The organism is Oceanibacterium hippocampi (genome assembly GCF_900172325.1).
Classification (GTDB): Bacteria; Pseudomonadota; Alphaproteobacteria; order Sneathiellales; family Sneathiellaceae; genus Oceanibacterium; species Oceanibacterium hippocampi.
This window is the reverse complement of the sequence record NZ_FWFR01000001.1, coordinates 1,663,026-1,687,293: the sequence shown is the minus strand read 5'-3', so window position 1 is coordinate 1,687,293 and position 24,268 is coordinate 1,663,026. Positions and strand designations below refer to the sequence as shown.

Here is a 24,268-nt window from a genome sequence, read left to right as displayed (position 1 = left end):
GCAATGAACCGCTCTCGGAAAGGCACCCGCGATCGGCCGGCCGGGCAGTGGCCGCGGCCGGGGAACGATGGAAGGCGACATGAACATTCTGCTGATCACGGCCGATCAATGGCGCGGCGACTGCCTGTCGGCACTCGGTCATCCCTGCCTGCGGACGCCGGCCCTCGATCGCCTCGCCGCCGGAGGCGTGCTGTTCCGAAACCATTACGCCCAGTGTGTCCCCTGCGGGCCAAGCCGGGCCAGCCTGTTGACCGGGATGTATCTGCAGAACCACCGTTCCGGCATCAACGGCACGCCGCTCGACGCCCGCTTCACCAACCTCGCGCTGGAGGCCCGCGCCGCCGGCTATCGCCCGGCCCTGTTCGGCTATACCGATACCAGCCCGGACCCGCGCGGGCTCGCGCCCGGCGATCCCCGTCTCAGGACCTACGAGAACCCGCTGCCGGGCTTCGACCATCTGCTCGACACGGCCGACTATGGCGGCGACTGGTTCGACCACCTGGCCGAACTGGGCTATGCGCTCCCCGACAATCACCTGCAGATCTATCGCCCGGCCGACGACGCGGACGTCGTCACGCGCGGCCCGACCTGGCCGCCGACGCGTTTCCCGGTCGAGCATAGCGAGACGACCTTCGTCGCCGAGCGGGCGCTCGACTGGCTTCGCGACCGCGACGAGAAGCCGTGGTTCCTGCACCTGAGCTTTCTCCGCCCGCATCCGCCCTACCGCGCGCCCGCGCCCTATCACGCGATGTACGATCCCGCCGACGCGCCGCCGCCGGTGCGTCGGGAAAGCGCCGAGGCGGAGGCAGCGATCCATCCCTGGCTCGCCTGGTGCCTGAAGCAGGGCTATCACGGCTACGGCGCCGACCTCGGCCATACCGCTCAGATCCGCGCCACCTACTACGGCCTGATGAGCCAGGTCGACGACCAGCTCGCCCGGATCTTCGCCGCGCTGGAGGCAAGCGGCCAGGACGCCGAGACGCTGATCGTCTTTACCTCGGACCATGGCGAGCTCGCCGGCGACCACTGGCTGCTCGGCAAGGTCGGCTGGTTCGACGCCACCTATCACATCCCGCTGATCGTCCGCGATCCGCGGCGCGAGGCCGACCCGGCACGCGGCCGCGTCGTCGACCGCTTCACCGAGTCTGTCGACATCATGCCGACGATCCTCGACCTGCTCGGCCGCGGGATCCCGCGGCAATGCGACGGACGCTCGCTCCGTCCCTTCCTCGAGAACCGGACGCCCGAAGACTGGCGCCGCTACGTCCATTTCGAATGCGATTTCCGCGATCCGGAGCTCCACCTCGCCGAGCGCGCGCTCGGCCTCCAGGGCGACGATTGCCTGTTCAACGTGATCCGGGACGAGCGCGGCAAATACGTGCATTTCCGCGCCCTGCCGCCGCTCTTCTTCGACCTGGAGAGCGACCCGGGCGAACTCACCGACCGGGCCGGCGACCCGGCGATGGCGCAGCGTGTGCTGGACTATGCGCAGGCCATGCTGACCTGGCGGATGGGCAACGACGAACGCACCCTCACGCACATCAAGCTCGCCCATGACGGCCCGGTGTCCGATCCCGGCGAGCGCAGCGGCGACTGACCCGCCGGCGGTTCAGAGCACCTTGCCGGCGAGCTCGCGGCCGAGGGCGACGAGGCGGAGGCTTCGGCCGTCGGTTTCCAGCACCGTGACCGAGGCGGTATCCGGGCGGAAACAGGTCACCCGGTCGTCAGCCGTCGCCATGCCGACCGCGGCGTTGATCGGCACGAAATGGCTGACCATGACGCAGTCGGCGGGCGCCCGCAGCAGGCGCGTGCGCAGCGCCTCGCGCCAGGCGTGCAGGGCGGCCGGCTGTCCGGCCCAGTTCTGGCCGAGAAAGGCCTCGAGCCAGGGGCCCCGTTCGCGGACGCCGGCAACCGGGGCCGGAACCTCGGCCAGTGCCGGTTCGGTCACCGCCTCGACCTGCCAGACCCGGGCAAGCGCCGCCGCGGTTTCAGCGGCCCGGCGCAGCGGCGAGACGAACAGCGGCAGCGGTGCGTGATCCCGGAAATCCGCCGCCATCGCCGCCGCCTGATCGTGGCCGAGCGACGACAGGCCCGGATCGGGGTCCTTGTCGAACTTCGCCGCCGCCGCACCGTGACGCACCAGGTAAAGCCGGCGCCAGCCGTTTTCGCCGGCCGCGCCGCCATTCTCCAGTGTCGAATTCATGCCTGTCCCCCTGCCTTGCCGCCCAGCCTGATGCCCGTATCACCGATGGCGGAAATTATTCTCGCCGTCCACTTCTTCCCCGTTCCGGCGCACCCACATATCCGGTTATCCGCGCATGACCGGCAGGCGCGGGGGCCGCGCCGCCGTGTCGCTGCGTCCTGCTTCGGGAGAGACCCGATGAACGCCGCCATCGGTATTGGCCTGCTTGCCGCCACCGCCATCCTGTTCGCCTGGGCCTATGGCCAGTATCGCCGTCCGGCGCCCGCCCCCTGGACCCGTATCGAGAGCCTGTCGATTGCCGTCGTGCTGGCGATCGTCAGCATGATCTGCTTCGGCCTCGCCTTCCTCGGCAGCTTCGCCCTCGACCTCTCCGCCGAAACCGGCTGGACGGCCGACCTGGTGACCGCGGGCGTTGCCCTGGTGCTCTGCTGGCTGCTGGTGCCCCGCCTGATGGCGCCGGCCCGGCAGGCGCCGCAACCCAGCCCGGCCCACAGCGCCGGCGCGGCCAACCTCGGCTCGCCGTCCGGTCCCGGCACGCCCTCGAACCGGAACGTCCCGGGCGGCGGCAGGTCCCGCCGGCGCCGCGCCGCCTGAGCGCAAGGCCGGCTTCGGCCGGACCGCTCAGTCCAGGGTGACGATCATGTCCTCGCGCGAGACGAAGGCGTTCTGCCATTCCACCGCCGCGTCGGCGGCGATCCTGTCCATGACGTCGTCGGTATGTTCCGGGTCGTGGTGGAAGATGGCGAGCCGCTTGACGTTGGCGGCCCGGCAGAGCCGCACCCCCTCCTGCCAGGTGGAATGACCCCAGCCGACGAATTTCGGGTACTCGTCATCGGTATAGGTGGAATCGTAGACCACGAGATCGGCGCCCTCGATCAGGCCGAGGATCGCCTGGTCCGGCCCCTCCGGCCGGTGCTCGGTATCGGTGACGTAGCAGAACGACTTGCCGCCATGCTCGATGCGGTACCCGGTCGCGCGGTCCGGGTGGTTGAGCGGCGCGGTGCGGATCCTGATGCCCGGCGCCAGGGTGAAGCTGTCCGCGGCGCGGAAATCCTCGAACGCCATCTGCGCCTTCATGATCTCGATCGGCACCGGGAAGACCGGGTGCGACATCTGCTGCGACAGCACCGAGCGGATGCCGCCCTGTTCCGACAGGTGGCCGGCCATGACATGGAAGTCGAAGCCCGGATGGAAGGCCGGCGAGAAGAAGGGGAAGCCGTTGATATGATCCCAGTGACAATGCGAGAGCAGCAGATGGGCCCGGTTGATGCCCCGCTTGCGGATCGAGTGCCCGAGCGGCCGGATCCCGGTTCCGGAATCGAAGATGATCGTCTCGTCGCCGATCGACACCTCGACGCAGGAGGTGTTGCCGCCATAGCGGACATGGCGCGGAGACGGCGTCGCGATCGAACCGCGCACCCCCCAGAATCGTATCGTCATGCTCATATCCGGTTTGCGACCTCCTCCGCCGCGAGGCCGCACTCGGCCAGTTTTCCATAGCCGATCGAATATAGGGACGATTGTCCCCGACCGCCGTGACCGGGATCACCCTTCGCGATTCCAGCCCCCTTTTCCGAGATGCCCGTCCTCAGGCGGCCGGGAGGATCTGTTCGACCAGACGGGTCCAGTAGCTGACCCCGGTCGCGATCGCCTTGTCATTGAAGTCGTAGCCCGGATTGTGGACGTGGCAGGAACCTTCCCCGGCGCCGTTGCCGAGGAAGACGTAGCAGCCCGGCCGTTCGCGCAGCATCCAGGCGAAATCCTCCGCCCCCATGACCGCGGTGGCATTGGTGTCGACATTGTCCGCGCCGACGACATGGGCCGCCGCCTCGGCCGCCATAACGGTCTCGTCCGGGGAATTGATCAGCGAGGCATAGCGCCGGTCGTAGGTGAATTCGGCGCGCGCCCCGTGCGCCGCCGCGATGCCCTCGGCGATCCGCTTCATGCCGCTCTCGATCATGTCCTGCACGGCCGGCTCGAAGGACCGGGTCGTGCCGGACAGCTCGACCTCGTTCGGGATCACGTTGGTGGTGTGGCCACCATGGATCTGGGTGACGCTGATCACCGCCGACTTCATCGGATCGGTGTTGCGGCTGACCAGCGACTGCCAAGCCTGCACGATCGCGGCGGCGATCACCACCGGATCGGTGGCGAGATGGGGAAAGGCGCCGTGGCCGCCGTTGCCGACGATGCGGGCATGGAAGAAATCCGCCGCCGCCATGAACGGCCCGGTGCGCATGGCGATCTTGCCGACCTCGAGACCCGGCATGTTGTGCAGCCCGAAGACCGATTCGACCGGGAACTTCTCGAACAGGCCGTCCTTGATCATCTCCCGGCCGCCGGCGACATTCTCCTCGGCCGGCTGGAAGATGAAATGGACGATGCCGTCGAAATTCTTCGTCTCCGAGAGATGCTTCGCCGCGCCCAGCAGCATCGCGGTATGGCCGTCATGGCCGCAGGCATGCATCTTGCCGTCGATCCGCGACTTGTGGGCGAAATCGTTCATCTCCTGCAGGTCGAGCGCGTCGAGATCGGCGCGGAGACCGATCGCCCGGTTGCCGCCGCCGGCGCGCAGCGTGCCGACCACACCGGTCCGGCCGAGGCCGCGATGGACCTCCAGGCCGAAACTCTCGAGCTTCTCCGCCACCAGGTCGGCGGTGTTGTGCTCCTCGAACGCGGTTTCAGGATGCTGATGAATGCGGTGGCGCCATTCCGTGATCTCGGGAACGAGATGCTCGACCTTCTCGATGACCGACATGTGGGGGATTCCTTCTGACCTGCGACGCAACGTGCGGATGCGGGAAGCATACCGGTGGTTCCTTCGCGCTGTCCATCGCGTAAGCGCAAAACTGCCGCTCCGCCGGTGCAAACGCCTCGGCGGCGGCGCCCCCGGGACAGGGGCCCGCGCGTGGTCGCCCGAACTATGACGGGAAACGTTCTATGCGCCGTGCCAAGGCGGCAGGCGGCCTTCCTCGACGGCGTGGCAGGCGACCGCGGCGGTGGCGCTGCCTACCGCTTTCGGGACTTCCTGGCGGCAGCGGTCGCTGGCCAACGGGCAGCGCGGATGGAAGGCGCAGCCGGGCGGCGGATCGATCGGGCTCGGCACCTCGCCGGCGACCGGAATGCGGGCCCGGCCGCTCATCTCGAGGTCCGGGATCGCGTCGAGCAGCATGCGCGTATAGGGGTGGCGCGGCGCCCCGAAAAGCTCCTTCGTCGGGCCCCACTCGACGAGCCGGCCGAGATACATCACGCCGACGATCGTGGAGACATGATAGACCACGGCCAGGTCGTGGCTGATGAACAGGTAGGTCAGCCCGAGCCGCTTCTGCAGCCGCTTCATCAGGTTCAGGATCTGCGCCTGGACCGAGACATCGAGAGCGGAGGTCGGTTCGTCGCAGACCAGGAATTCCGGCTCGCCGGCGAGCGCCCGGGCGATCGAGATCCGCTGGCGCTGGCCGCCGGAGAATTCGTGCGGAAACTTCTCGCCGTCCGACGCCGACAGGCCGACCTGGCGCAGCAGCTCGCCGACGCGGGCCAGCACGTCGGTCCGCGACACGCCTTTCCGGTGCACCCGGATCGGTTCGGCGACAATGTCGGCGACCCGCCAGCGCGGGTTGAGCGATGCATAGGGATCCTGGAAGATCATCTGCATGCGCGACTGGATGGTCGGATTCTCGCGCCGCGCCCGCGGGCTCGAGATGTCCACGCCCTCGAACTGGAGCGTCCCGGCCGACGGTGGATACAGCCCGACGACGAGGCGCGCCACGGTCGACTTGCCGCAGCCCGATTCACCGACCAGCGAGAAGGTCTCGCCGCGCCGGATCGAGAAGCTGACGCCCTCGACAGCGCGGACGATGCGTCGCCCGGTGCGTTCCAGGACCCGGTTCAGGAAGGGCGGCGAGACGTCGAAATGCCGCACCAGGCCGTCGACCTCGAGCAACATGTCGTTCCCGTTGCCGGCCTCCGCGGGCTTTTCCGCCGCGATCGTTGCTTCAGCCACCGTGAGCGGCCTCCTTCGCCTCGTCCTCGTAGAGCCAGCAGGCGACCGAGCTCCGCCCGGCCGGCATCAGGCTCGGCCGCTCGACCCGGCAGCGGTCGAACGCCTTCGGGCAGCGCGGGTTGAACGCACAGCCGGTCGGGATCTCGTTCAGCCGGGGCATCGAGCCGTCGATCTGGGTCAGCGCGTCGACATCGTGGCCGATCGCCGGGATCGATCCCATCAGCCCGTGCGTGTAGGGATGCTTGGCGTGCTTCACGACCTCGGTGACCGGCCCGATCTCGGCGATCCGCCCGGCATACATCACGGCGACCCGGTCCGCGGTCTCGGCGATCACCCCCATGTCGTGGGTGACCAGCATGACTGCCGTCCCGTTCTCGCGGCAGAGCCGCTTGATCAGGCTGATGATCTGCGCCTGGATCGACACGTCGAGCGCCGTCGTCGGTTCGTCGGCGACGACCATCCGGGGTTCGGCGCAGAGCGCCAGCGCGATCACCACGCGCTGTCGCATGCCGCCGGAGAACTGGTGCGGGTAATGATCGATACGCTCGTCCGCGGCCGGGATTCCGACCTCCTCCAGCAGATTCACGGCCCGCGCCCGGGCCTCCGTCTCGCCAAGCGGCAGGTGCGTGCGGATCGTCTCGATGAGCTGCTCGCCGACCGTGTAGAGCGGATTCAGGCTGGTCAGCGGGTCCTGGAAGATGGTGCCGATCCGCTTGCCCCGGATCTTCCGCAGTTCCTCATAGGGCAGCTTGTCGATGCGCTCGCCCTCGAGCAGGATCTCGCCCGCGCCAATCCGCCCCGGCGGCTCCAGCAGGCCGATGATCGCCGCCCCGGTCAGCGACTTGCCGGCACCGGACTCGCCGACCACGCCCAGCACCTCGCCGGGCGCGATCGCGAAGGAGATGTCATCGACCGCGACCAGCGTGCCGCGACGCGTCGGGAACTCGATCCGCAGGTTGCGGACCTCGAGAAGCGGTCGGTCGGATGGCTCGTCGCTTGCGGTCACATGAACCTCGAAAAAGTCAGCGGAGCTTCGGATTGAGGGCGTCGCGCAGCCAGTCGCCGAGCAGGTTGACCGCCAGCACCAGGACCGCGAGCTGGATGCCGGGAAACACCACCATCCACCATTCGCCGGAGAACAGGAAGTTGTTGCCGATCTGGATCAGCGTGCCGAGCGACGGCGAGGTCGGCGGCACGCCGACGCCGAGGAACGACAGCGCCGCCTCGGTCAGGATCGCGGTGGCAAGGCCGATGGTGGCGATCACCAGCACCGGCCCCATCACGTTCGGCAGCACGTGATGCAGCATGATGGCGACCGGCCGGCGGCCGATGACGCGCGCCGCCTGGACATATTCGCGGTTCTTCTCGACCATCGTCGAGCCGCGAACGGTTCGCGCGAACGGCACCCAGGTCGACAGCGAGATGGCGATGATCAGCACCCATATCGCCAGTTCGTCATGGCGTTCGTTCGGCAGCAGGCCGCGGGCGACGCCGTCGATCAGCAGCGCCACCAGGATCGCCGGGAACGACATCTGCACGTCGGCGACGCGCATGATCAGGCTGTCGACCGAACCGCCGAGATAGCCGGCGAGCAGCCCGAGCGTGACCCCGATCAGGGCGGCGGCGACCACGCTCGCCCCGCCGACCATCAGCGAGATCCGCGAGCCGTAAAGCAGCGCCGAGAGGATATCGCGGCCCTGGTCGTCGGTGCCGAGCATGTACTTCCAGGTGCCGTCGGCATACCAGACCGGCGGCAGCGAGGAATCGAGAAGGTCGAGCTGGGCGGGATCGAACGGATTCTGCGGTGCCACCCAGTGCGCGAAGATCGCCGTGATGATGATCAGGACGGTCACGATCGCCGCCCCGATGGTCACCTTTGACGACTTGAAGCTCCACCAGACGTCGCTGTCGAAGAAGCGGTCGATATTGTCGGAAATCCGGCTCGTGGTGTCGGACATCGTCAATGCCCCTTTCCGCCGGTTTCGGCCCGCAGGCGGGGATCGACGACGTGATAGAGGATGTCGACGATCATGTTGATGATCACGAAGAAGAAGGCGATCACGATCAGGTAGGTGGACATCACCGGGATGTCGACGAACTGGATCGCCTGGACGATCAGCAGCCCCATGCCGGGCCACTGGAACACGGTCTCGGTGATGATCGAGAAGGCGATGATCGAACCGAGTTGCAGGCCGGTGATGGTGATCACCGGGACCAGCGTGTTCTTCAGCGCATGGCCGAAATGGACGGCCCGGTTGGACAGGCCGCGGGCGCGGGCGAACTTGATGTAGTCGGTGCGCATCACCTCGAGCATCTCGGAGCGTACCAGCCGCATGATCAGGGTGAGCTGGAACAGGCCGAGGGTGAAGGCCGGCATCAGCAGCGAGCGGATCCCGCTCTCGGTCAGGAGGCCTGTCGTCCAGGCGCCGAGATCGACGATCTCGCCGCGGCCGTAGGTCGGCAGCCAGCCCAGCATGACGCCGAAGAACAGGATCAGCAGGATGCCGATCAGGAAGGTCGGCAGCGAAATGCCGAGCAGCGAGACGGTGAGGAACACGTTGCTCAGCCATCGTCGCGGATAGAGCCCGGTATAGATGCCCATCGGGATGGCGACGACGAGGGCGAACAGGGCGGCGACGAACGAGAGCTCCAGCGTCGCCGGAAGCCGGCTCAGGATCAGTTCGTCGACCGGCACGCCCTTCTGGTAGGAGATCCCGAAATTGCCCTGTACCACGTTGAAGACGAAACGGGCGAACTGGATCGGCGCCGGATCGTTGAGCCCGAGTTGCTCCCGCATCGCCTCGCGGTCGGCGATCGGCGTGTCCTGGCCGACCATCTGGGCGATCGGATCGCCGACGAAGCGGAACATGATGAAGGCGATCAGGGCCACCGTCAGCATGACCATGACGGACTGCAAGAGCCGCCGGATAATGAGCGCCAGCATATACCTACTCGACTGCAAGGGGGCGCCCGGGGCACCGCCGAACGGCGGACCCCGGGCAGGATTGCCCTATCGAGACACGACGGTCACTTGATGGTGACGTGCCGCCAGTGGAACTCGTTATCGGCCCGCTGCGCGAGCTCAACCTTGTTCGAGACACCCCAGGACAGGGCCTGCTGGTGCAGCGGAATGTGGGAGATGTCCTCGATCGTCATCGCCCACGCGTCCGAGACCATCTTGGCCCGCTTGTCGGCGTCGGTCTCGCTCAGCACCTTGGCGGTCAGCTCGTCGACCTTCGGGTTGCAATAGCCGCCGAGATTGAACTTGCCCTTGCCGGATTCGTCCGGGCAGCCGTGGATGTTGTAGAGCACGTTCCAGCTGTCGAAGGAGCCCGGCGTCCAGCCCAACAGATAGAAGCTGGTGTCGAGGCTCGGCGCGAGGATCTTCTTGAAGTAGAGCGCCTTCGGCTGGGCGTTCAGGTTCACCTTGATGCCGACCTTGGCAAGCATCGAGACGACCGCCAGGCAGATCTGCTCGTCATTCACGTAGCGGTCGTTCGGGCAGTCCATGCCGACCTCGAAGCCGTCCGCGTAGCCGGCCTCGGCCAGCAGCGCCTTCGACTTGTCCGGATCGTAGCCGAGCCGGGTGAAGCGCGGATCGCCGCCACCCTGCACGCCCGGGGCGACCATCATCGCCGACGGCTGGGAATTGCCGCGCATGACCTTGGCCTTGATCGCCTCGATGTCGATGGCCCGGAAGAAGGCCTCGCGGACACGGTGATCCTTGAACGGGTTCTTGCCCTTGATGTTGGAATAGAGCAACTCGTCGCGGAACTGGTCCATGCCGAGGAAGATCGTCCGGAGCTCCGGCCCGGCAAGCACGCGCGTGCCCGGATTGGCGTCCACGCGGGCCTGATCCTGCAGCGGGATCGGATAGGCCATGTCGACCTCGCCCGAGAGCAGCGCCGCGACACGGGTCGGATCGGCGGCGATCTGGGTGAAGGTGACCTTGGTCAGGTTGTGGGTCGCCTTGTCCCACCAGTTCGGGTTCGGAACCGCGACCGTGCGGACGCCGACCTCATGGGTCTCGATCATGAACGGGCCGGTGCCGTTGGCATGCCGTGTCGCGTAATTCTCTTCGTTGCCGGTCGCCGCCTGCGGCTTGGTCGCGCCGTTCTTCTCGGCCCAGGCCTTGGACATGATGTACCAGGTCGACCATTCCGCATGAAGGATCGGGTTCGGTGCATCGGTCACGAAGTCGACCGTGTGGTCATCGACCTTGATCACGTCGACGACACCGGCGAGACGGGTCTTGAGGTCCGAACCGTCGGCGCGCACGCGATCGGCCGAGAACAGCACGTCGTCGGCGGTGAGCTCGGTCCCGTCCTGGAACTTGACCCCCTTGCGGAGATTGAAGCGCCAGCGGGTCGGCTCCTCGATGGACCAGCTTTCGGCGAGCGCCGGCTCGATCGAGAGATCCGGGCTGCGCCGCGTCAGGCCCTCGTAGATATTGCCAAGGAAGCCGAGCGTGAAGGTCTCGTTCAGATTGTAGGGATCGAGCGACTTGAGATCGCCCTGAAACGCGAAGCGCAACTCCTTCGCCTGCCCGGGAAGGGCAACGGCCACGGCGATCGCCGCCCCGATTAGAAGTGATTTGAAGCGCATTGAAGCCCCTCCATGTATGCCGACACGCGTCACCCGGCGGGTTGACCACGCATCTGATATTTTTTCCACGACGACGCGCCGAGGCACGTCGTCGAGTTGCGCGCCATGTTCCAAGGAATCCGGTAAGGCGTCAATGTCCTTGTCGCCGAACAATCCGTTGGCGGATCAGACAACCGAAAGGAGGGCATATATTCCGAAGCCGACAAGTAGCAGGGCCGAGAACCGGTTCACCCAGCGCAACCCGCCGTGGTCGAGGAAATCCTTGAGCCGGGAGGCGCCGAGCGCGATCCCGATCCACCAGAGCGCGGAACCGACGAAAACGCCGGCAACCAGGATCGCCGCGAGCAGCGGGTCGTCGAGTTCGCTGGCAAGGCCGAGCACGGCGAAGACCCCGGCAAAGGCAAGGATGGTGATCGGGTTCGTCAGGGTCAGCATGAAGGTCGTGAGGAACCCGCGCAGCAGGCTTTCCCGCGCCCGGCCGCCGTTGCTCTCGAGCACCGTGGTGGTCCAGATCCGGACCGCCAGCGCCAGCATCAGCACGCCGCCGATGACGCGGATGGCGACCTGATTCTCCAGCAGGAAGCCGGATACCAGCGTCAGGCCGAAGGCGGCGACGGCGCCGAACATCGCGTCCGCGATGGCCGCGCCGAACCCCGAGGTCAGTCCCGACAGGCGCCCGGAGACGATCGTCCGCCGCACGCAGAGCACGCCGACCGGGCCGACCGGCGCGGCGAGCGCGAGGCCGGCCCCGATCGCCTTCAGAAACAACACCGGCATCTCGAACACGCGCCCTGCCCCTCCGTTCCGACTCCCGGCGCCATTGTCCCCGTTGCGCGGCAAATCGCAATGGCGGATCCGGCTTTTTCCGGCAGCGGCAATTGCGCGCGACCGGCTGGCCCCCTATCGTGCGGCCAGTATTCATCCTGGCGATCACGGGACCATGCGCTGGCTGCTTCGCAAGTTCGACGCCCTGCTCGGCACCTTCGTCGCCGCCCTGTTCGGCATCGCCACCTCGCAGGCCCAGGCCTTCGTCGATGCCTATCTGCAGCGTCTCGGCGGCCATCTCGACGAGGCCCGCCTGGCCTACGCCCGCGACAAGCTGATCTGGGTCGAGGCGAAGCTCGAACTCGCGGCGCAGACCCGGCTCGCCGAAGCGGCCGAGGCGCGGATCGCCGGTCTCGCCGAGGCGCTTGCCCGAATCGAGGACGCGCCGCCCCTGATTCAGCCGCTCTACCTCGCCCGTCACATGGATCGCGACATCGCGCTGGCCGCCGCCAACCATTTCCAGCCGGCCCTGCCGCTCGACCTTGAAAGCCTGGTCTACGGCGCCGCCGGGATTGTCCTCGGCTGGCTCGTCTACAGCCTGGTGACCGCACCGATCCGTCTGCTCGGGCGGCCGCGCCGCGATCCCCCGGCGGCCTCGCAGCGCCGATCCGCCAAGAACCCGCCGCCGGCCGCGTCGCCCCGTTACCGCAGGCCACCGACGCTGGCCCGACCCGCCGCAGACACCTCCGCTCACGGTCGCGCGCCAACGCCGGGAAGCCGCCCTTGAGCACGGACCCGGCCTTCCGTTTCCTGGTGCTCTCGCACGGCCGGCAGGGCACCTTCTCGCTCTACCTGGCGCTCAACCGCGCCGGCCCGATTCACGTGCCGCCGTTCGAGCATTCCGATCTTGCGCTCGCCAACGGCGATGCCGAGGCGCTGTTCAGGCCGCGCGGCCCGTTCGCCTGGCAGGCCCATCCGCCACTGGCGCTGGACGGCCGGGTGCCGGGGCTGATCCACCACAATTGCGCCCGCGCCGAACAGCTTCCCGGGCACACCGCGGCGACCCTCGCGTCGATCCTGCGGACGGACGCGCCGCTGATCCTGTTTGCCCGCGATCCGGTCGAGAACATCGTCTCGGTCTACAACACCTACCTGGAGATGTTCTTCGCCGGGCGACTGCTGGCCGGCGCGGCGCCATCCGACCTCTATGCCCGGGACGAGCCGATGACGCTCGCCGAGGCCGCCCGCGCCTACCGCTATCTCGGCCGCTACGGCGAACAGCTCGCCGCCCACGCGGAACTGGGCGGCGAGCGCCTGATCGGCGATTTCACCGACCTCGACCCGGAAAGGCTGCCCCGGACACTCACCGCGATCGCCGCCCTCCTCGGTCTCGACGGGCTTTCCCCGGCCGCCGCCGACGGCCCCGGCAACCCGGGCACGGACCTGCTGCTGCAGCGGGCCTTCGGCTTTCGCGAACGTCCGCTGCTCGACGGCTTTCCACTGGAGCTCGGTTTCTTCCCGAGGGCGAGCGACCCGCTTTGCCGTGGCTCGCTGGAAATCCCGCTGCCGGGCGATGCCTTCCATTGCCTGCCGCCCGAGCTCGGTGTCTTCGTCAGCGCGCGGAGCTGGTACGCGATGCCCCCCGCCTATCGCGAGGCCATCGCCGGGGCGCGGGATCCCGACCGCCTGGTCATGCGGTCCTTCGATCGCTACCTGGCCTTCGTCGAACAGGTCCGCGCGGCCGCGCAGCCCCTGCGCCGTTCGCCGGGGGATGCGGCGACGCGGGAACCGGTCCGCCGCGAGGTCGTGGATGACGCCGCCGCCTTCGCCCGCGCCTGGCCGGACGCCTGCCGGAGCTGGCGGGCCGTCTAGCCGCGGCCGAGCGCGGCGAGCACCCGTTCGGCGAGATCGGCCGGGCTCGCGCCGCTGTCGGTGACAAGGCGGAGATCAGGCTTTTCCGGCAGTTCGACGGCGAGGTCGAGGCCGCCGACATGGCGCTCGTCGCCAGCCGCGTGGCGACGGTAAAGCCCCTTCGGATCGCGCCCGGCGAGGGTCGCGAGATCGGCCTCCAGCAGGATTTCCAGGTAACCCGGCTGATGGAACCGGTTCCAGGCGTGGATCTCGTGGAACAGCGACATCGTCGCGACGATGACGAGGTGGCCCTGGTTGCCGAACAGGGCGGCCAGGCGGGCAATCCGCCAGGCATTGCGACGCCGGCCGTCCCGGTCATAGCCCGCCGTGCCGTCGCCGATCGCGGCGCGCAGTTCGTCGCCGTCGAGCAGGACAGGCAGGGCGCCGTCGTCGCGGAGCCGCGCATCGAGAATTCGGGCGAGCGTCGACTTGCCGGTCCCGGACAGGCCGGTCAGCCAGAGCACGCGCCCGTTACCGGTCAGCGCGGCGCTTTCGGGATGTTGTGTCATCGGCTGGCGTTCCCGGCCGCAAGCGGCCGGGCTCCGTTGCGCGTTCCGTTGTCAGCGGGCGCGGGCGAACCAGATCCGCGTCGCATAGGGCACGGTCACCAACTCGCGCCCGGCGACGATTCCGCCGATCGCCGAAATCGCTTCGTCGAAGCGGCCGCCGGTCTGGCGGGCCAGCGTGGCGTGACTGCGCCATGCCTCGACCCATTCCGCCGCCGGCATGGTGACATCGAAGCGGCCCTCGACATGCTGAACCGGATGGAAGCCGCCATGGCTCTCGACATGGCCCGAGGGATCGCGCCGCCGTTCGCCGTAATCATAGGAGTGGGCAAAGCGCCGGATAACCTCTTCGACCGCGACCTGCAGCGGCTCGTCGAGATCGCGGTGGTTCCACATGCAGGCGAACCAGCCGCCGGGGGTGAGGATGCGCAGGGTCTCGTCGAGCGCCGCCTGCTGGTCGACGACATTGAACGAGGAGCCGAAGAAGACCGCCTGCACGCCGGCGTCGCCGAGGCCGGTCGCCTCGCCGGTGCCCTGCGACCATTGCACGCCGAAGCCCTCGCTGTTGCGGATGCCGAACCCCCGCATCGCGTCGTTCGGTTCGACCGCGAAGACCCGGTAGCCTCGGCGGGCGAGCGGGACGGTGAGCTTGCCGGTGCCGGCGCCGAGATCGGCGACCGGGCGGCCGGGCGCAAGCGCCATCGCCCGGAGCATCCGGTCGAGCGCCTGATCGCTGTAGTCGGCCCGCTTGTCGTAGGCTGCGGCCAGATCGGTATAGTCCCACTCGACGCGGATCATGCCTGTTCCTTCTGGTGACCGGGCGCGTGCTGGCGCCGCTTCCGTCTCGTCTTCATCCGGTGATAGCGCTAGTATGGTTACCGGCGGCTTAACCGGCGGTCGTGGCTTCAAGCGACGCGGCCGCCCCGACGCCCTGCGTCTTCCAGCGCCAGTCATGGCTCCAGGCCGCCTTCTGCTTCAGGCGCGCCTCGTAGGCGGCGAGATCCTCGCCGCTGTCGACCTCGAGCCAGCGGCCGTCGACCGGAACGGTGACGATCGGCTGGCCCAGCGCCAGCAGTTCGCGGAGCAGTGCGGTCATGTCGAGGCGGTCGCGCACCTCCGGCATCATGCCGCCGAGCAGGTAGGAGACGAGGCCCCAGCCGGCGGCCGAGAATTTCACCAGTCCCATGTACTGGCCGCCGACCGCACCCTTGCAGCGGACCCGCCGGCCGATATCGACCAGCCGGCCGTCCCGGCATTCGAAGCTTTCCGCGTCCAGCAGCGGGCGGTCGAAGCGAAGATCCCAGAGCGCCGCCCAGTCCCGGTCGTAGGTGATCGCGATGTCGCCCTCGGCGGCGGCCAGCGCCGCCGGGATATCCGGGTGATAGACGATGTCGGAATAGGAAACGATGGTATCGCCCTCGGCCATCCATTCGTCGGCCGCCGCCAGCGACATCACCATGTTGGTCGAGGCCCAGCGCGGGTTGTGGAAACAGGTGCGGCCCTTCTTCGCGAGCCGCTCCGCCTGGTATCCCGTGACCAGCGCGACCGGCTCGATGCCGGCCCGGGCGAGCGCCGCCTCCTGCCAGGCGATCAGGCTGCGCCCGGCCAGCGGCGCCAGCCCCTTGGGCATCTCCTCGGTCAGCGTGCCCATGCGCGAACCGCGACCGGCCGCCAGAATCAAACCCTTCGGCATGCTCATGCCACCACCCCCAATCGCGTCAGGAACAAGTCGCGCACCAGGCGCCGGTCGAAGGCGCTGAACGGCCTCTCCCGCTCCGGATGCCACATCACCGCGAGACACCGCCGCGCCTCGTCGCGAAACGCCTCCACCAGGCCGTCGTCGGTCACCGCCAGCGCCTGGTAGGGGCGGGCGAGCGCCTCCAGCCGGACCCCGTTCCGGTGATAGGAATTGACCTCGATGGACGCACCCGGGCGGCCCGCGCCATCGACCAGGCGGAGCCGATGCCGGGTCGCCACGTGACCGTCCAGCGGTTCCGCGGCGAGCGTCCCCCCGGCCGCGACCTGCAGGAACTGCAGGCCCCGGCAGACGCCGAAGGCCGGCAGGCCGTGCGCCTCCAGGTAGCCGGCCAGCGCCTGCTCGGTGGCATCGCGCCGGGGCTCGGCGCCGAGATCGTCGCCGCCGGTGAAGATCACCCCCTCGAGCCCGAGATCGTCGGCATAGGCGGCCGCCTCGGCACCGATGTTGGGAATCGGCAGCCAGCGCGCCTCGGGCAGCGCGAAGGCCATGAAGTCCTGCCAATCGCGGGCCAGCGCGTCGCGCGGCTCGTCGTAACCCTCGGCCCGGGCGCAGCGCATGGTGAGACCGAGACGCAACATCTCTTCAGCCCCCGGTCAGCGGGCGGAGCAACTTTTCCGCGCAATTGAGCTCGACCAGGCCGTGCCGGACGATGCGGTCGACGACCTGCTCGCCGCAGCCGATCGCGGCCGGCAGGCCGAATTCGGCGCAGCGGATCGCCATGTGCGAGTTCGGGCCGCCGAACTTGGTGACCAGGCCGGCGATCCCGCGGGAGAAGATCCAGTCGAACCCCGGATCGGCGTTCTCGATGCAGACCACCCGGCCGGCCAGCGCGCGGCCGTCGCCATGGGCGTCGAGCGCCACCACCGGCGCCTCGACGCGGCCGGCGCCGATGAAGTTCGGCGCGCTGCGATGCAGCGGCACGACGTAGAGATCGTGCGCATCGCGGATCAGGTAGCTGAGCTTGAGCGCCCGCGCCTCGGCGGTGCGACGGCGTCCGGCGGCGACCCGCTCAGCGAGCCAGTGGCCGAGTTCGCCGAGCGGCGGCGCGACGGCAAGCTCGAGCAGGTCGTCGATGACGAGATGGGAGAGCGCCTCCCGGTCCAGATCGTGCGCCGCGCCCCAGGCCGCGACCAGTTCCAGCAGGTCCGAGAGATTGCGGGTGAAGATGAACTTGCCGAACTCCCGGCCGACGATGGCGCGCCGCGCATAGGCGAACAGACCGGCCGCGTCGACCGAGCCGACACCGGTCTCGGCAAGCAGCAGGTCGATGGCGCGGATCTCGGCCGCCGTCGGCTCGAACGCCTCGGGCGCGGGGGCCAGTGGCGGCACCCGGCCGGTCTCGAACAGGTCGCTGCGATCGGCGTAGCGCGCCGAGGTGATGTCGTAGGTGCCAGGCCGGAGATGACCGTAGCGTTCGACGAAGTCCGCCCGCGCGCCGGACCCGTTTAGCACCTCGGCGAGATCGCTGGCGAGCGCGCCGCCGACGGTGCGGATGCCGGCCTTGAAGAGATTCAGCCGCGCGGGCGTCAGCGCCTCGCGGGCGACGGCGCTCCGGAGCAGGCTTTCGGCGATGAAGCCGTGACGGGCGAGGACGGCGAAGGGCCGGGTTCCGAACTCCCGGGCTTCCGCGATCAGCCGCACGATGGCGGCGATCGTCGCGTGACTGCCGGCATTCCCGGTCGGCAGCGGACCGCGCCGGTGCTGCGCCGCATGGAGCGTGGCGACGGCATTCTCGGCACGCGCCAGGCTTCCGCCCGCGCCCGGTTCCAGGGCCCGCTCGGTCAGGCAGCCGAGCGCCTCGACGAAACTGTCCCGCTCGGCCGCGCCGAGCAGTCCCGCATAGCGCGCCTCGAAGGTTCCGGAGAAGCCGAAGTCCAGGCAGGTCTGGGCGACCTCGAACTCGACCTTGTCGTGAAACTCCGGATGGGCGGCAAGCCGGTCGACCCAGGCGTCGACGAGCCGGGCGCCGGTCTCGGGCGCCAGCGCCGCCGGCAGCAGCGAATTGAACGAGCAGCGGACGTCGATATAGGGGCGGCCGCCGATCATCACCATCAGCTCCTCGCCCGGAACGCCGCGATAGCCCATGCTTTCCCGGGCCTCGGCCCAGACCCGCGCGGTGATCAGCCGGCGATAGAGCGAGGCGGCAAGCGGACGCGGCGTCGTGCCGATCATCTCGGCCGGATTCCAGTCCGGCATGATGCCGAGCACGGTGCGCCGGCCGAGCAGACCGTCGCGCGGCGCGGAGCGTTCGGCGATGAAGCGTTCGGCCGCGGCGAGCTGACCGTCGATTTCGGCCGCCGTCTCGGGCCGCCAGCGCGTGCGCGCCGCGATCGGGCGGACCTGGAAGACATGCAGCAGGCCGCTCCGGTCGAGGCCGAACTCGACATCGAGCGGCAGCGTGCCGACGACCCGCTCGATCTCGCGCAGGCCCTCGACGATCTGCGCGATGCGGGGCGATTCGATATGGTCGGGCCGGCTCCGGCGATGCACGAGCACGGTCTTGTTGACCCCGGTGCCGCCGGTAATGGTGTCGGTCTTGCCGGATTCGTCGTCGTAATTGATGACGTAATAGGGCGCGCCGTCGTCGAGGTTGCGGGTCATGGCGACGCCGGACAGTGCGATGTCGTCCAGCATCGGCTGCACCAGCACCTGGTCGCGCGGATCGCCCCCATAGGATTGCACGACCGCGTCGATCGCGGTGGCGAGCACCACCCGGTTGGCGGATTCGACGCCGAGGCAGGAACGATAGGCGCCGGCCATCGAGGCGGCGTCTCCGTCCTCGCCGATGGCGCTGGAACGGACCACGAGACGCTGCCGGGGAAAGGCCGCCTGCACTTCGCGCACGACCAGTTCGCGCTCGGCCTGCCAGCGCTGGACGGTGAAATGGCGGAGATCGAGGATCCGGGCGCGATGCAACGTGGGCGCAAGCGCCAGCAGGGTCTCGGCCTTACTGCCGAAGCGGAAATCCCGGCGTGCGCGGGCCGCGACACCCCACGGAACGTTGGCGGGCAACCGCTCTTTCAGCGGTTGGTCGACATGCGGTTCCGAAATGATCGATCGCAGGGGAAACATCGTACGCCCGGTTGGAATGCACCGGACGACGACCCTAGGCATTATTGGTTAACAAAGAACTTTCGGAGACGGTGAACGATCCGATTCCCTGCCTGCGCTCCGCTCCGCCAATGCGCGGTGGAAACGCTTTCTTTACCGCGATCCCGTTAGAGCCCTTGGTCAGGTTTCAACAAGCGAAGCAGGTTTCATGGTCAGGGTTCGGCGAAAAATTGCTGCCAGTCCGCTCGTCTCCGTCGCGTCCACCGGGCGCAAGGCGGAGGGCGGCGCGACGGTCACCGGCCTGCCGGTCGACGACCCCTATCGCCTAGGAATGGTGTTCGCCGAGCGCGGCAAGTATCACGAGGCGATCGTCTGTTTCGAAGAGGCCCTCAAGACCCGCCCGAACGACCCGGCCGCGCTGTTCGCGCTTGCCAACGCGGCCCGCGACATGGGCATGGCCGACAATGCGATCGAGCTTTACAACCGCTGTCTCCAGACCGGCTGGAACCGGGTCTATGTGATCGGCACCCTGGCCAAGCATCTCCGCCAGTTGAGCCGTTTCGGGGCCGCCGTCGACCTGCTCCAGGCCGAACTCCTGCGCGACGCCTCGTCACCCGACCTGTGGGATGCGCTCGGCTCGACGGTGCTGCTGCAAGGCGACGAGGAGAGCGCCGGAACCTTCTTCCAGGAAGCCCTGCGGCTCCGTCCGAACCACTTTGCCGCACTCGCCAACTTCGCCTCGCTGACCGCCCAGCGCCGCGATTTCCCGGCCGCGCTGCAGCTATACGACAAGGCGGTCAAGGCGGCGCCGAAGAACGGCCAGCTGCGTCTCAACCGGGCGTTGCTGATGCTGCTGACCGGCGACACGAAGCGTGGCTGGCGGGAGTATGAATGGCGCCTGCAGGCGGGCAAGCCGGTGCGGCGGACGCTGGACGGGCTGAAACGCTGGGACGGACGGAAGATCCCCGGCAAGCGCCTGCTGGTCTGCGTCGAGCAGGGCATCGGCGACCAGATCGCGTTCTACGGCATCCTCCCAGAGGTCGTGGCCGATGCCGGCAGCCTGGTCGTCGAATGCGACGTCCGGCTCCGCCCGGCGCTGGAACGCTCCTTCCCGGGCATCCCGTTCGCCGGCGCGGTGCAGACCGAGACGCCGAACGAGTATCTGTTCCGGTACCCCTGGCTACCCGACGCGGGCGGCGCCGACCGCTATATCGAACTCGGCAGCCTGCCCCGATTCTATCGCAACAGGATCGAGGATTTCCCGAAACCGCATGCCTATCTGAAAGCCGATCCGGAGGCGACGCGTGACTGGCGCGCCTGGCTGTCGACGCTCGGCCCCGGCCGCAAGATCGGGATCAGCTGGCGCAGCGGCCGCAAGGGCGCCGAGCGCGACCGGCAATATGCGCCGACGAGCCACTGGGAAAAGCTCGTCTCGCGGCCCGGTACGGTCTTCGTGAACCTGCAATACGACGACTGCGCCGAGGAAATCGCCGCCTTCAAGGCGCGCACCGGGGCCAATGTCCATGTCCCGCCGAAGCTCGACCAGAAGCAGGATATCGACCGCACGCTGGCCCTCATGGCCGGGCTCGACGCGGTGATCAGCGCGCCGAACGCCGTCGCCAGCATGTCGGCCGCGCTCGGCACGCCGACCTACAAGCTGCTGAACGATTGCGGCTGGACCAATCTCGGCAGGGATTACGAGCCGTTCTACCCGTCCTGCCGGATCATCGCCCGGCCGCGCGGGGCGAACTGGCGTGAGGCCTTCCAGGTGGTCGAGGGCATTCTCAAGACGCTGCCGGCGCGCTGACCGACAGCCGCCGGGCAATCGCCTCCGCGATCCGTTCCGCGCCCCGCCCGTCGATCAGCTTGGGCCCGGTCGCGGCCATCGCCCGTCGCCCGTCCGGATCGGCCAGCAACGCCGTCACCGCGGCGCGGATTGCATCTCCGCCGACATCTTCCGCCAGCCCCAGCACCCGGCCCATGCCGGCCGCCTCGAAGGCGCTGGCCGAGGCCCGGTGATCCCCGGTCAGGCAGAGGTAAAGCGCCGGCACCCCGGCCCGGGCGAGTTCGAAGGCCGTGACCCCGTAGGAAATCAGCGCCAGGTCGGCACCGGCGGCAAGGCCGGCCAGGTTCTTCGGCGCGGCCGCGACCCGGATCGACGGCGACAGCGCGGCAAGACGCCCGGCCAGCCGTTCGCCGTCGGCGAATCCCGGCCCGATCACCACGGTGACGTCGGCCTCTATGCCGACGAGTGCGCGCGTCGCCGGCTCGGTCAGCGCCATCGGATCCGTGCCGCCCATCGAGACCAGGACATGCGGCCGCCCGCCGCTTCGGGCCGACGGTGCCGCCGCCCCGCCACCGCCCAGCACCGCCCATTCCCAGCCGACGCGAATGTCACCGGCCGCAGCGGCCCAGTCGAGCGCCGCGACCTGGGGCACCGGCGGATAGAAGGCGAGATCGACGGCGAGCCGCCGTTCGCTGCCATCGTCGATCGCGGCGGTGAGCAGCCCGCCCGCGCGCAGTCCCGAGACCGCAGCCGCCGACATCGCGCCGCGCAGGTCGAAGAGGATCGCGACCGCGCCCGGCGCCCCGGCAAGGCGGGAGAGCGCCTCATCCGCGCCATCGCCGTCAGGCAGGCGGTCGACCGGGAACCCGGCCGCCCCGATCATCGAACGGACCGCGTCGTCGCGGGCGACCGCGAAGCGGACGCCGAAGCCGTGGATGTCGCGCAGCGGCCCGGCGACCGCAAGCCCCCGGCGGACATGGCCGAGGCCGAGTTCGCCGCCGCCGTCGCAACGGACGATGACATGGCGGCTGCTTTCGACGAGCGGCTTCTGGCGGACATGGCCGTTGATGCGGGTAAGCGCCGGGTCCGCCCGGAGCAGCCGCACGACGGCGCGGAGGTCCAGTTCGCCGGCCGCGGCGCCGCTCCGCCGGTAAAGCGTTTCGAGGAATTCGAGGTCGTCCGGGGTATCTACCGACACCCGGGCGCCGTCATACTGGAGGAATTCCTCCAGATCGATCTCGGCGCGGCTCGCGAAGTCCGGGTGGCGGCCGAAATAGCCGGTCACATGCTCGCGCGCGACCGGGTCGTCACCGGCCTCGTCGCGCAGCCGGTCAAGCGCGCCACGGGTCAGGATATCGACGCCTTCATGGATGCAGGGCGTGCCCGGGATCAGGCCGACGGTCTCCGTCCCCGCTTCGTCGAGGCGCGCGACCAGCCGGTCGATCAGCAGGGGGTCGATCAGCGGGGCGTCGCCGGTGACCCGGATCACGATCCTTGCCTCCAGTTTCCCGGCGGCCAGCAGGTAGCGTTCGAGCACGTTGTCCTCGGGGCCGCGAACGACCGTGACGCCGAGACTTTCGCAATAGGCCGCCAGCGGATCGTCGGCCGGCCGGTCGCTGGTCGCGACGGCGATCCGACCGACCGACCGCGCCTGTCCGAGACGATGCACCAGGTGCCAGATCAGGGGTTGGCCGGCGAGGCGCGCGAGGCTCTTGCCGGGAAACCGGCTCGACCCCATGCGTGCCTGGACGATCGCCGCGACGGTCACGGATCGGGAGTCCAGCGGGCCCGGATCTTGCGGAACGGGCGCAGCCCGTCCTCCGGGTCGGCGCGCCAGTCGCGGTCGGGCAGTTCCGCCGCCGTCGGCACCTTCTCGCCGTTGCCCTCGGCCGCCTCGCCGGCGCGCACCTCGGCGATCACCGCGGCGATCTGGTCGGGCAGCCAGCAATGGCCGGCGGCGAATTCGGCACCCTTGCCGTCGAGGTCGAGATGGAACTCGATCATCGTCGCCCCGTGACGGCCGATGGCGCGATGGACGACGCCCGGCCGCACCGTGTGGTCGGACCAGCCGACGGCACAGCCGGTCGCCGCACGGATCGTGTCGATGGCGGCCAGGTTGGCCTCCTCCGGCGGTGTCGGATAGGCGGAGACGGTGTGCAGCAGCGTCACCTCGGTCGCGCCACCAGTCCGCAGCACGTCGACCGCGTGATGGATTTCGGCCATCGTCGCCATCCCGGTGGACAGCACCACCGGCTTTCCGGTCGCCGCGACGGCGGCGAGCAGCCCGTCCCACGGCAGTTCGTAGGACGCGATCTTGTAGAAGGCGACATGGGGTTCCAGCGCCCGCACGGCGGCAAGATGAAAGGGCGTGCAGGAAAAGGCGATGCCCTTCTCCCGGCAGCGGGCGGCGAGCGGCGCCAGGTAATCCTCCGGCAGTTCCCAGTCCCGGCGCGCGCGATGCTTCGCGCTCCGCTCGAGGATCTCGGGCGCGAACATCTCGTCCAGCCGGAAGAGCTGGAACTTGACCGCGTCGCAGCCGATCGCCGCCGAGACGTCGACGAATTCGAAGCAGCGGTCGAGGTCGCGCGCGTGGTTGCTGGAGACTTCGGCGATGAAGGTGGCGGGCATCTGTGGCGGCTTCCCCTGTGCGGCGCGGACCGGCGGATTCCGTGGCGACCGGACGGCTTTTCGTAAACCAATTCGTAACCAGTGATCCCCCATCTTGGTTAACAGATTACCAACGAGGGCGTCGAGTAACGGATGTCAGAGCATACTGTAAGCTGGTGCGACCATGCGGGGCGCGTCGTCGATTCCGTCGCCGAATATGACATCATCGATTGCCGCGCCTGCGGCTTTCGCCATGTCGTGCCGTTGCCCGATGCCGACGCGCTGGACAGCTTCTACCGGCAGCAGTTCTACGCCGAGGAAAAACCCAACTACCTGGCCCATGCCGAGGCCGACGCCGAGTGGATCGCCGTCGCCTGCCGCGACCGGCTGGCCAGTTGCGCGGCGATCCTCGGGCCCGGCCGGCGGCGGCTGCTCGATATCGGTTCCGGACCCGGCCATTTCCTGAAGACCGCCGGCGAACTCGGCTGGGCCGCGATCGGCGTCGAGCCGGGCGCCCAGGCGGTCGGCTACAGCCGCGGTCTCGGCCTCGATGTCCGCGAAGGATTCTTCGACGATGCGATGGCCGACGGGCTCGGCCAGTTCGACCTCGTGCACCTGAGCTTCGTGCTCGAGCATATCCCGGACCCGGCGGCCCTGATCGGCCGCGCGCGCCGCGTCCTGGCGCCGGGCGGCCTGATCCTGGTCACCGTGCCGAACGACTACAACGACCTGCAGGACGCGCTGCAGCGCGGGCGCGGCTACAAGCCCTGGTGGCTGGTGCCGCCGCATCACCTGAACTATTTCGATTTCGAGAGCCTGACCGGGTTCCTCGCCCGCCAGGGCTTCGAGATCGCCGAACGCTCGACCGGCTTCCCGATGGAGCTGTTCCTGCTGATGGGCGAGAATTACGTCGGCGACGACGAGGCCGGCCGGCGCTGCCACGCCCGCCGCAAGGCCTTCGACATGGCCTTCGAGGAGGCCGGACTCGGCAATGTCCGGAGCCGCCTCTACAAGGCGCTCGCCGCCGCCGGCTTCGGCCGCGAGGCGGTCGTGATCGGGAGGGCCGCCTGAGATG

Annotated in this window: 22 protein-coding genes; 6 read left to right on the top strand and 16 right to left on the bottom strand. The window is 68.9% G+C overall.

The genetic code is table 11. The features are described 5' to 3' along the window. Window positions 1–79: 79 nt before the first annotated feature. Window positions 80–1,597, top strand: a complete 1,518-nt coding sequence (locus OCH7691_RS07935; protein WP_217807859.1) for an alkaline phosphatase family protein — start codon at window positions 80–82, stop codon at window positions 1,595–1,597. Window positions 1,598–1,609: 12 nt separating this feature from the next. Here OCH7691_RS07935 and OCH7691_RS07930 read toward each other — a convergent pair whose 3' ends face one another. Next, on the bottom strand, window positions 1,610–2,203 hold the full coding sequence (locus OCH7691_RS07930; RefSeq protein WP_085882801.1) for a histidine phosphatase family protein: 594 nt from the start codon (window positions 2,201–2,203) through the stop codon (window positions 1,610–1,612). Between the two features lie 177 nt (window positions 2,204–2,380). Here OCH7691_RS07930 and OCH7691_RS07925 point away from each other — a divergent pair, with 177 nt between their 5' ends. Then, window positions 2,381–2,797, top strand: coding sequence for a hypothetical protein (locus OCH7691_RS07925; RefSeq protein WP_085882800.1), 417 nt, complete (start codon window positions 2,381–2,383; stop codon window positions 2,795–2,797). Window positions 2,798–2,824: 27 nt separating this feature from the next. Here OCH7691_RS07925 and OCH7691_RS07920 read toward each other — a convergent pair whose 3' ends face one another. The 8 genes from OCH7691_RS07920 to OCH7691_RS07885 all read right to left on the bottom strand — a co-directional run bounded on the left by OCH7691_RS07920 (window position 2,825) and on the right by OCH7691_RS07885 (window position 11,585). Continuing rightward, window positions 2,825–3,643 (bottom strand): MBL fold metallo-hydrolase, encoded by an 819-nt coding sequence (locus tag OCH7691_RS07920; RefSeq protein WP_217807858.1) that lies wholly within the window; start codon window positions 3,641–3,643, stop codon window positions 2,825–2,827. A 148-nt stretch (window positions 3,644–3,791) separates the two neighbouring features. After that, complete coding sequence (locus tag OCH7691_RS07915; protein WP_085882798.1) at window positions 3,792–4,961, bottom strand: M20 aminoacylase family protein; 1,170 nt, start codon at window positions 4,959–4,961, stop codon at window positions 3,792–3,794. A 180-nt stretch (window positions 4,962–5,141) separates the two neighbouring features. Continuing rightward, window positions 5,142–6,146 (bottom strand): ABC transporter ATP-binding protein, encoded by a 1,005-nt coding sequence (locus tag OCH7691_RS07910; RefSeq protein WP_085883562.1) that lies wholly within the window; start codon window positions 6,144–6,146, stop codon window positions 5,142–5,144. Window positions 6,147–6,195: 49 nt separating this feature from the next. Continuing rightward, a complete protein-coding gene (locus tag OCH7691_RS07905; RefSeq protein ID WP_085882797.1) occupies window positions 6,196–7,209 on the bottom strand; it encodes an ABC transporter ATP-binding protein in 1,014 nt (337 codons plus the stop codon). Between the two features lie 16 nt (window positions 7,210–7,225). Beyond that, window positions 7,226–8,161 (bottom strand): ABC transporter permease, encoded by a 936-nt coding sequence (locus OCH7691_RS07900; protein WP_085882796.1) that lies wholly within the window; start codon window positions 8,159–8,161, stop codon window positions 7,226–7,228. 2 nt (window positions 8,162–8,163) lie between these two features. Beyond that, window positions 8,164–9,147, bottom strand: a complete 984-nt coding sequence (locus OCH7691_RS07895) for an ABC transporter permease (protein ID WP_085882795.1) — start codon at window positions 9,145–9,147, stop codon at window positions 8,164–8,166. Between the two features lie 83 nt (window positions 9,148–9,230). Then, entirely contained in the window at window positions 9,231–10,808 is a 1,578-nt protein-coding gene (locus OCH7691_RS07890; RefSeq protein ID WP_085882794.1) for an ABC transporter substrate-binding protein, read from the bottom strand. Window positions 10,809–10,973: 165 nt separating this feature from the next. After that, a complete protein-coding gene (locus OCH7691_RS07885) occupies window positions 10,974–11,585 on the bottom strand; it encodes a LysE family translocator (protein ID WP_139839581.1) in 612 nt (203 codons plus the stop codon). 163 nt (window positions 11,586–11,748) lie between these two features. Between OCH7691_RS07885 and OCH7691_RS07880 the strand changes: the two genes are divergently transcribed. Both OCH7691_RS07880 and OCH7691_RS07875 read left to right on the top strand, forming a co-directional pair. Next, complete coding sequence (locus tag OCH7691_RS07880) at window positions 11,749–12,360, top strand: DUF2937 family protein (RefSeq protein WP_085882792.1); 612 nt, start codon at window positions 11,749–11,751, stop codon at window positions 12,358–12,360. Next, window positions 12,357–13,445, top strand: coding sequence for a hypothetical protein (locus OCH7691_RS07875; RefSeq protein WP_085882791.1), 1,089 nt, complete (start codon window positions 12,357–12,359; stop codon window positions 13,443–13,445). The genes OCH7691_RS07880 and OCH7691_RS07875 overlap by 4 nt, the downstream gene beginning before the upstream one ends. Here the strand turns inward: OCH7691_RS07875 and OCH7691_RS07870 are convergent. The 5 genes from OCH7691_RS07870 to OCH7691_RS07850 form a co-directional block, all read right to left on the bottom strand. Further along, entirely contained in the window at window positions 13,442–13,993 is a 552-nt protein-coding gene (locus OCH7691_RS07870) for an adenylyl-sulfate kinase (protein ID WP_085882790.1), read from the bottom strand. The genes OCH7691_RS07875 and OCH7691_RS07870 overlap by 4 nt on opposite strands. A gap of 51 nt (window positions 13,994–14,044) precedes the next feature. Then, window positions 14,045–14,788, bottom strand: a complete 744-nt coding sequence (locus OCH7691_RS07865; RefSeq protein WP_217807857.1) for a class I SAM-dependent methyltransferase — start codon at window positions 14,786–14,788, stop codon at window positions 14,045–14,047. Window positions 14,789–14,876: 88 nt separating this feature from the next. Next, window positions 14,877–15,689 (bottom strand): phosphocholine cytidylyltransferase family protein, encoded by an 813-nt coding sequence (locus OCH7691_RS07860; protein WP_217807856.1) that lies wholly within the window; start codon window positions 15,687–15,689, stop codon window positions 14,877–14,879. Then, complete coding sequence (locus OCH7691_RS07855) at window positions 15,686–16,327, bottom strand: gamma-glutamyl-gamma-aminobutyrate hydrolase family protein (protein WP_085882788.1); 642 nt, start codon at window positions 16,325–16,327, stop codon at window positions 15,686–15,688. Before OCH7691_RS07855 ends, OCH7691_RS07860 begins: the two co-directional genes overlap by 4 nt. A 4-nt stretch (window positions 16,328–16,331) precedes the next feature. Then, window positions 16,332–18,821, bottom strand: coding sequence for a PEP/pyruvate-binding domain-containing protein (locus OCH7691_RS07850; RefSeq protein ID WP_176244964.1), 2,490 nt, complete (start codon window positions 18,819–18,821; stop codon window positions 16,332–16,334). Between the two features lie 187 nt (window positions 18,822–19,008). Between OCH7691_RS07850 and OCH7691_RS07845 the strand changes: the two genes are divergently transcribed. Continuing rightward, window positions 19,009–20,607: a tetratricopeptide repeat protein gene (locus OCH7691_RS07845; protein WP_085882786.1), complete on the top strand. Its 1,599-nt coding sequence runs from the start codon at window positions 19,009–19,011 to the stop codon at window positions 20,605–20,607. On the opposite strand, the gene OCH7691_RS07840 is transcribed toward OCH7691_RS07845, so the two are convergent. Together OCH7691_RS07840 and OCH7691_RS07835 are read right to left on the bottom strand one after the other, a co-directional pair. Continuing rightward, on the bottom strand, window positions 20,585–22,354 hold the full coding sequence (locus tag OCH7691_RS07840; protein ID WP_085882785.1) for a cytidylyltransferase domain-containing protein: 1,770 nt from the start codon (window positions 22,352–22,354) through the stop codon (window positions 20,585–20,587). The two genes, OCH7691_RS07845 and OCH7691_RS07840, sit on opposite strands and share 23 nt — an antisense overlap. Then, window positions 22,351–23,214: an N-acetylneuraminate synthase family protein gene (locus OCH7691_RS07835; RefSeq protein WP_085882784.1), complete on the bottom strand. Its 864-nt coding sequence runs from the start codon at window positions 23,212–23,214 to the stop codon at window positions 22,351–22,353. Before OCH7691_RS07835 ends, OCH7691_RS07840 begins: the two co-directional genes overlap by 4 nt. Window positions 23,215–23,346: 132 nt before the next feature. Between OCH7691_RS07835 and OCH7691_RS07830 the strand changes: the two genes are divergently transcribed. Beyond that, window positions 23,347–24,264, top strand: a complete 918-nt coding sequence (locus OCH7691_RS07830) for a class I SAM-dependent methyltransferase (RefSeq protein WP_085882783.1) — start codon at window positions 23,347–23,349, stop codon at window positions 24,262–24,264. Window positions 24,265–24,268 lie beyond the last annotated feature (4 nt).

Coding starts and splice junctions, on each gene's coding strand:
- OCH7691_RS07935 (WP_217807859.1), top strand. CDS start 80: ATGAACATTCTGCTGATCACGGCCGATCAATGGCGCGGCGACTGCCTG.
- OCH7691_RS07930 (WP_085882801.1), bottom strand. CDS start 2,203: ATGAATTCGACACTGGAGAATGGCGGCGCGGCCGGCGAAAACGGCTGG.
- OCH7691_RS07925 (WP_085882800.1), top strand. CDS start 2,381: ATGAACGCCGCCATCGGTATTGGCCTGCTTGCCGCCACCGCCATCCTG.
- OCH7691_RS07920 (WP_217807858.1), bottom strand. CDS start 3,643: ATGACGATACGATTCTGGGGGGTGCGCGGTTCGATCGCGACGCCGTCT.
- OCH7691_RS07915 (WP_085882798.1), bottom strand. CDS start 4,961: ATGTCGGTCATCGAGAAGGTCGAGCATCTCGTTCCCGAGATCACGGAA.
- OCH7691_RS07910 (WP_085883562.1), bottom strand. CDS start 6,146: ATGTTGCTCGAGGTCGACGGCCTGGTGCGGCATTTCGACGTCTCGCCG.
- OCH7691_RS07900 (WP_085882796.1), bottom strand. CDS start 8,161: ATGTCCGACACCACGAGCCGGATTTCCGACAATATCGACCGCTTCTTC.
- OCH7691_RS07895 (WP_085882795.1), bottom strand. CDS start 9,147: ATGCTGGCGCTCATTATCCGGCGGCTCTTGCAGTCCGTCATGGTCATG.
- OCH7691_RS07890 (WP_085882794.1), bottom strand. CDS start 10,808: ATGCGCTTCAAATCACTTCTAATCGGGGCGGCGATCGCCGTGGCCGTT.
- OCH7691_RS07885 (WP_139839581.1), bottom strand. CDS start 11,585: ATGCCGGTGTTGTTTCTGAAGGCGATCGGGGCCGGCCTCGCGCTCGCC.
- OCH7691_RS07880 (WP_085882792.1), top strand. CDS start 11,749: ATGCGCTGGCTGCTTCGCAAGTTCGACGCCCTGCTCGGCACCTTCGTC.
- OCH7691_RS07870 (WP_085882790.1), bottom strand. CDS start 13,993: ATGACACAACATCCCGAAAGCGCCGCGCTGACCGGTAACGGGCGCGTG.
- OCH7691_RS07865 (WP_217807857.1), bottom strand. CDS start 14,788: ATGATCCGCGTCGAGTGGGACTATACCGATCTGGCCGCAGCCTACGAC.
- OCH7691_RS07860 (WP_217807856.1), bottom strand. CDS start 15,689: ATGAGCATGCCGAAGGGTTTGATTCTGGCGGCCGGTCGCGGTTCGCGC.
- OCH7691_RS07855 (WP_085882788.1), bottom strand. CDS start 16,327: ATGTTGCGTCTCGGTCTCACCATGCGCTGCGCCCGGGCCGAGGGTTAC.
- OCH7691_RS07850 (WP_176244964.1), bottom strand. CDS start 18,821: ATGTTTCCCCTGCGATCGATCATTTCGGAACCGCATGTCGACCAACCG.
- OCH7691_RS07845 (WP_085882786.1), top strand. CDS start 19,009: ATGGTCAGGGTTCGGCGAAAAATTGCTGCCAGTCCGCTCGTCTCCGTC.
- OCH7691_RS07835 (WP_085882784.1), bottom strand. CDS start 23,214: ATGCCCGCCACCTTCATCGCCGAAGTCTCCAGCAACCACGCGCGCGAC.
- OCH7691_RS07830 (WP_085882783.1), top strand. CDS start 23,347: ATGTCAGAGCATACTGTAAGCTGGTGCGACCATGCGGGGCGCGTCGTC.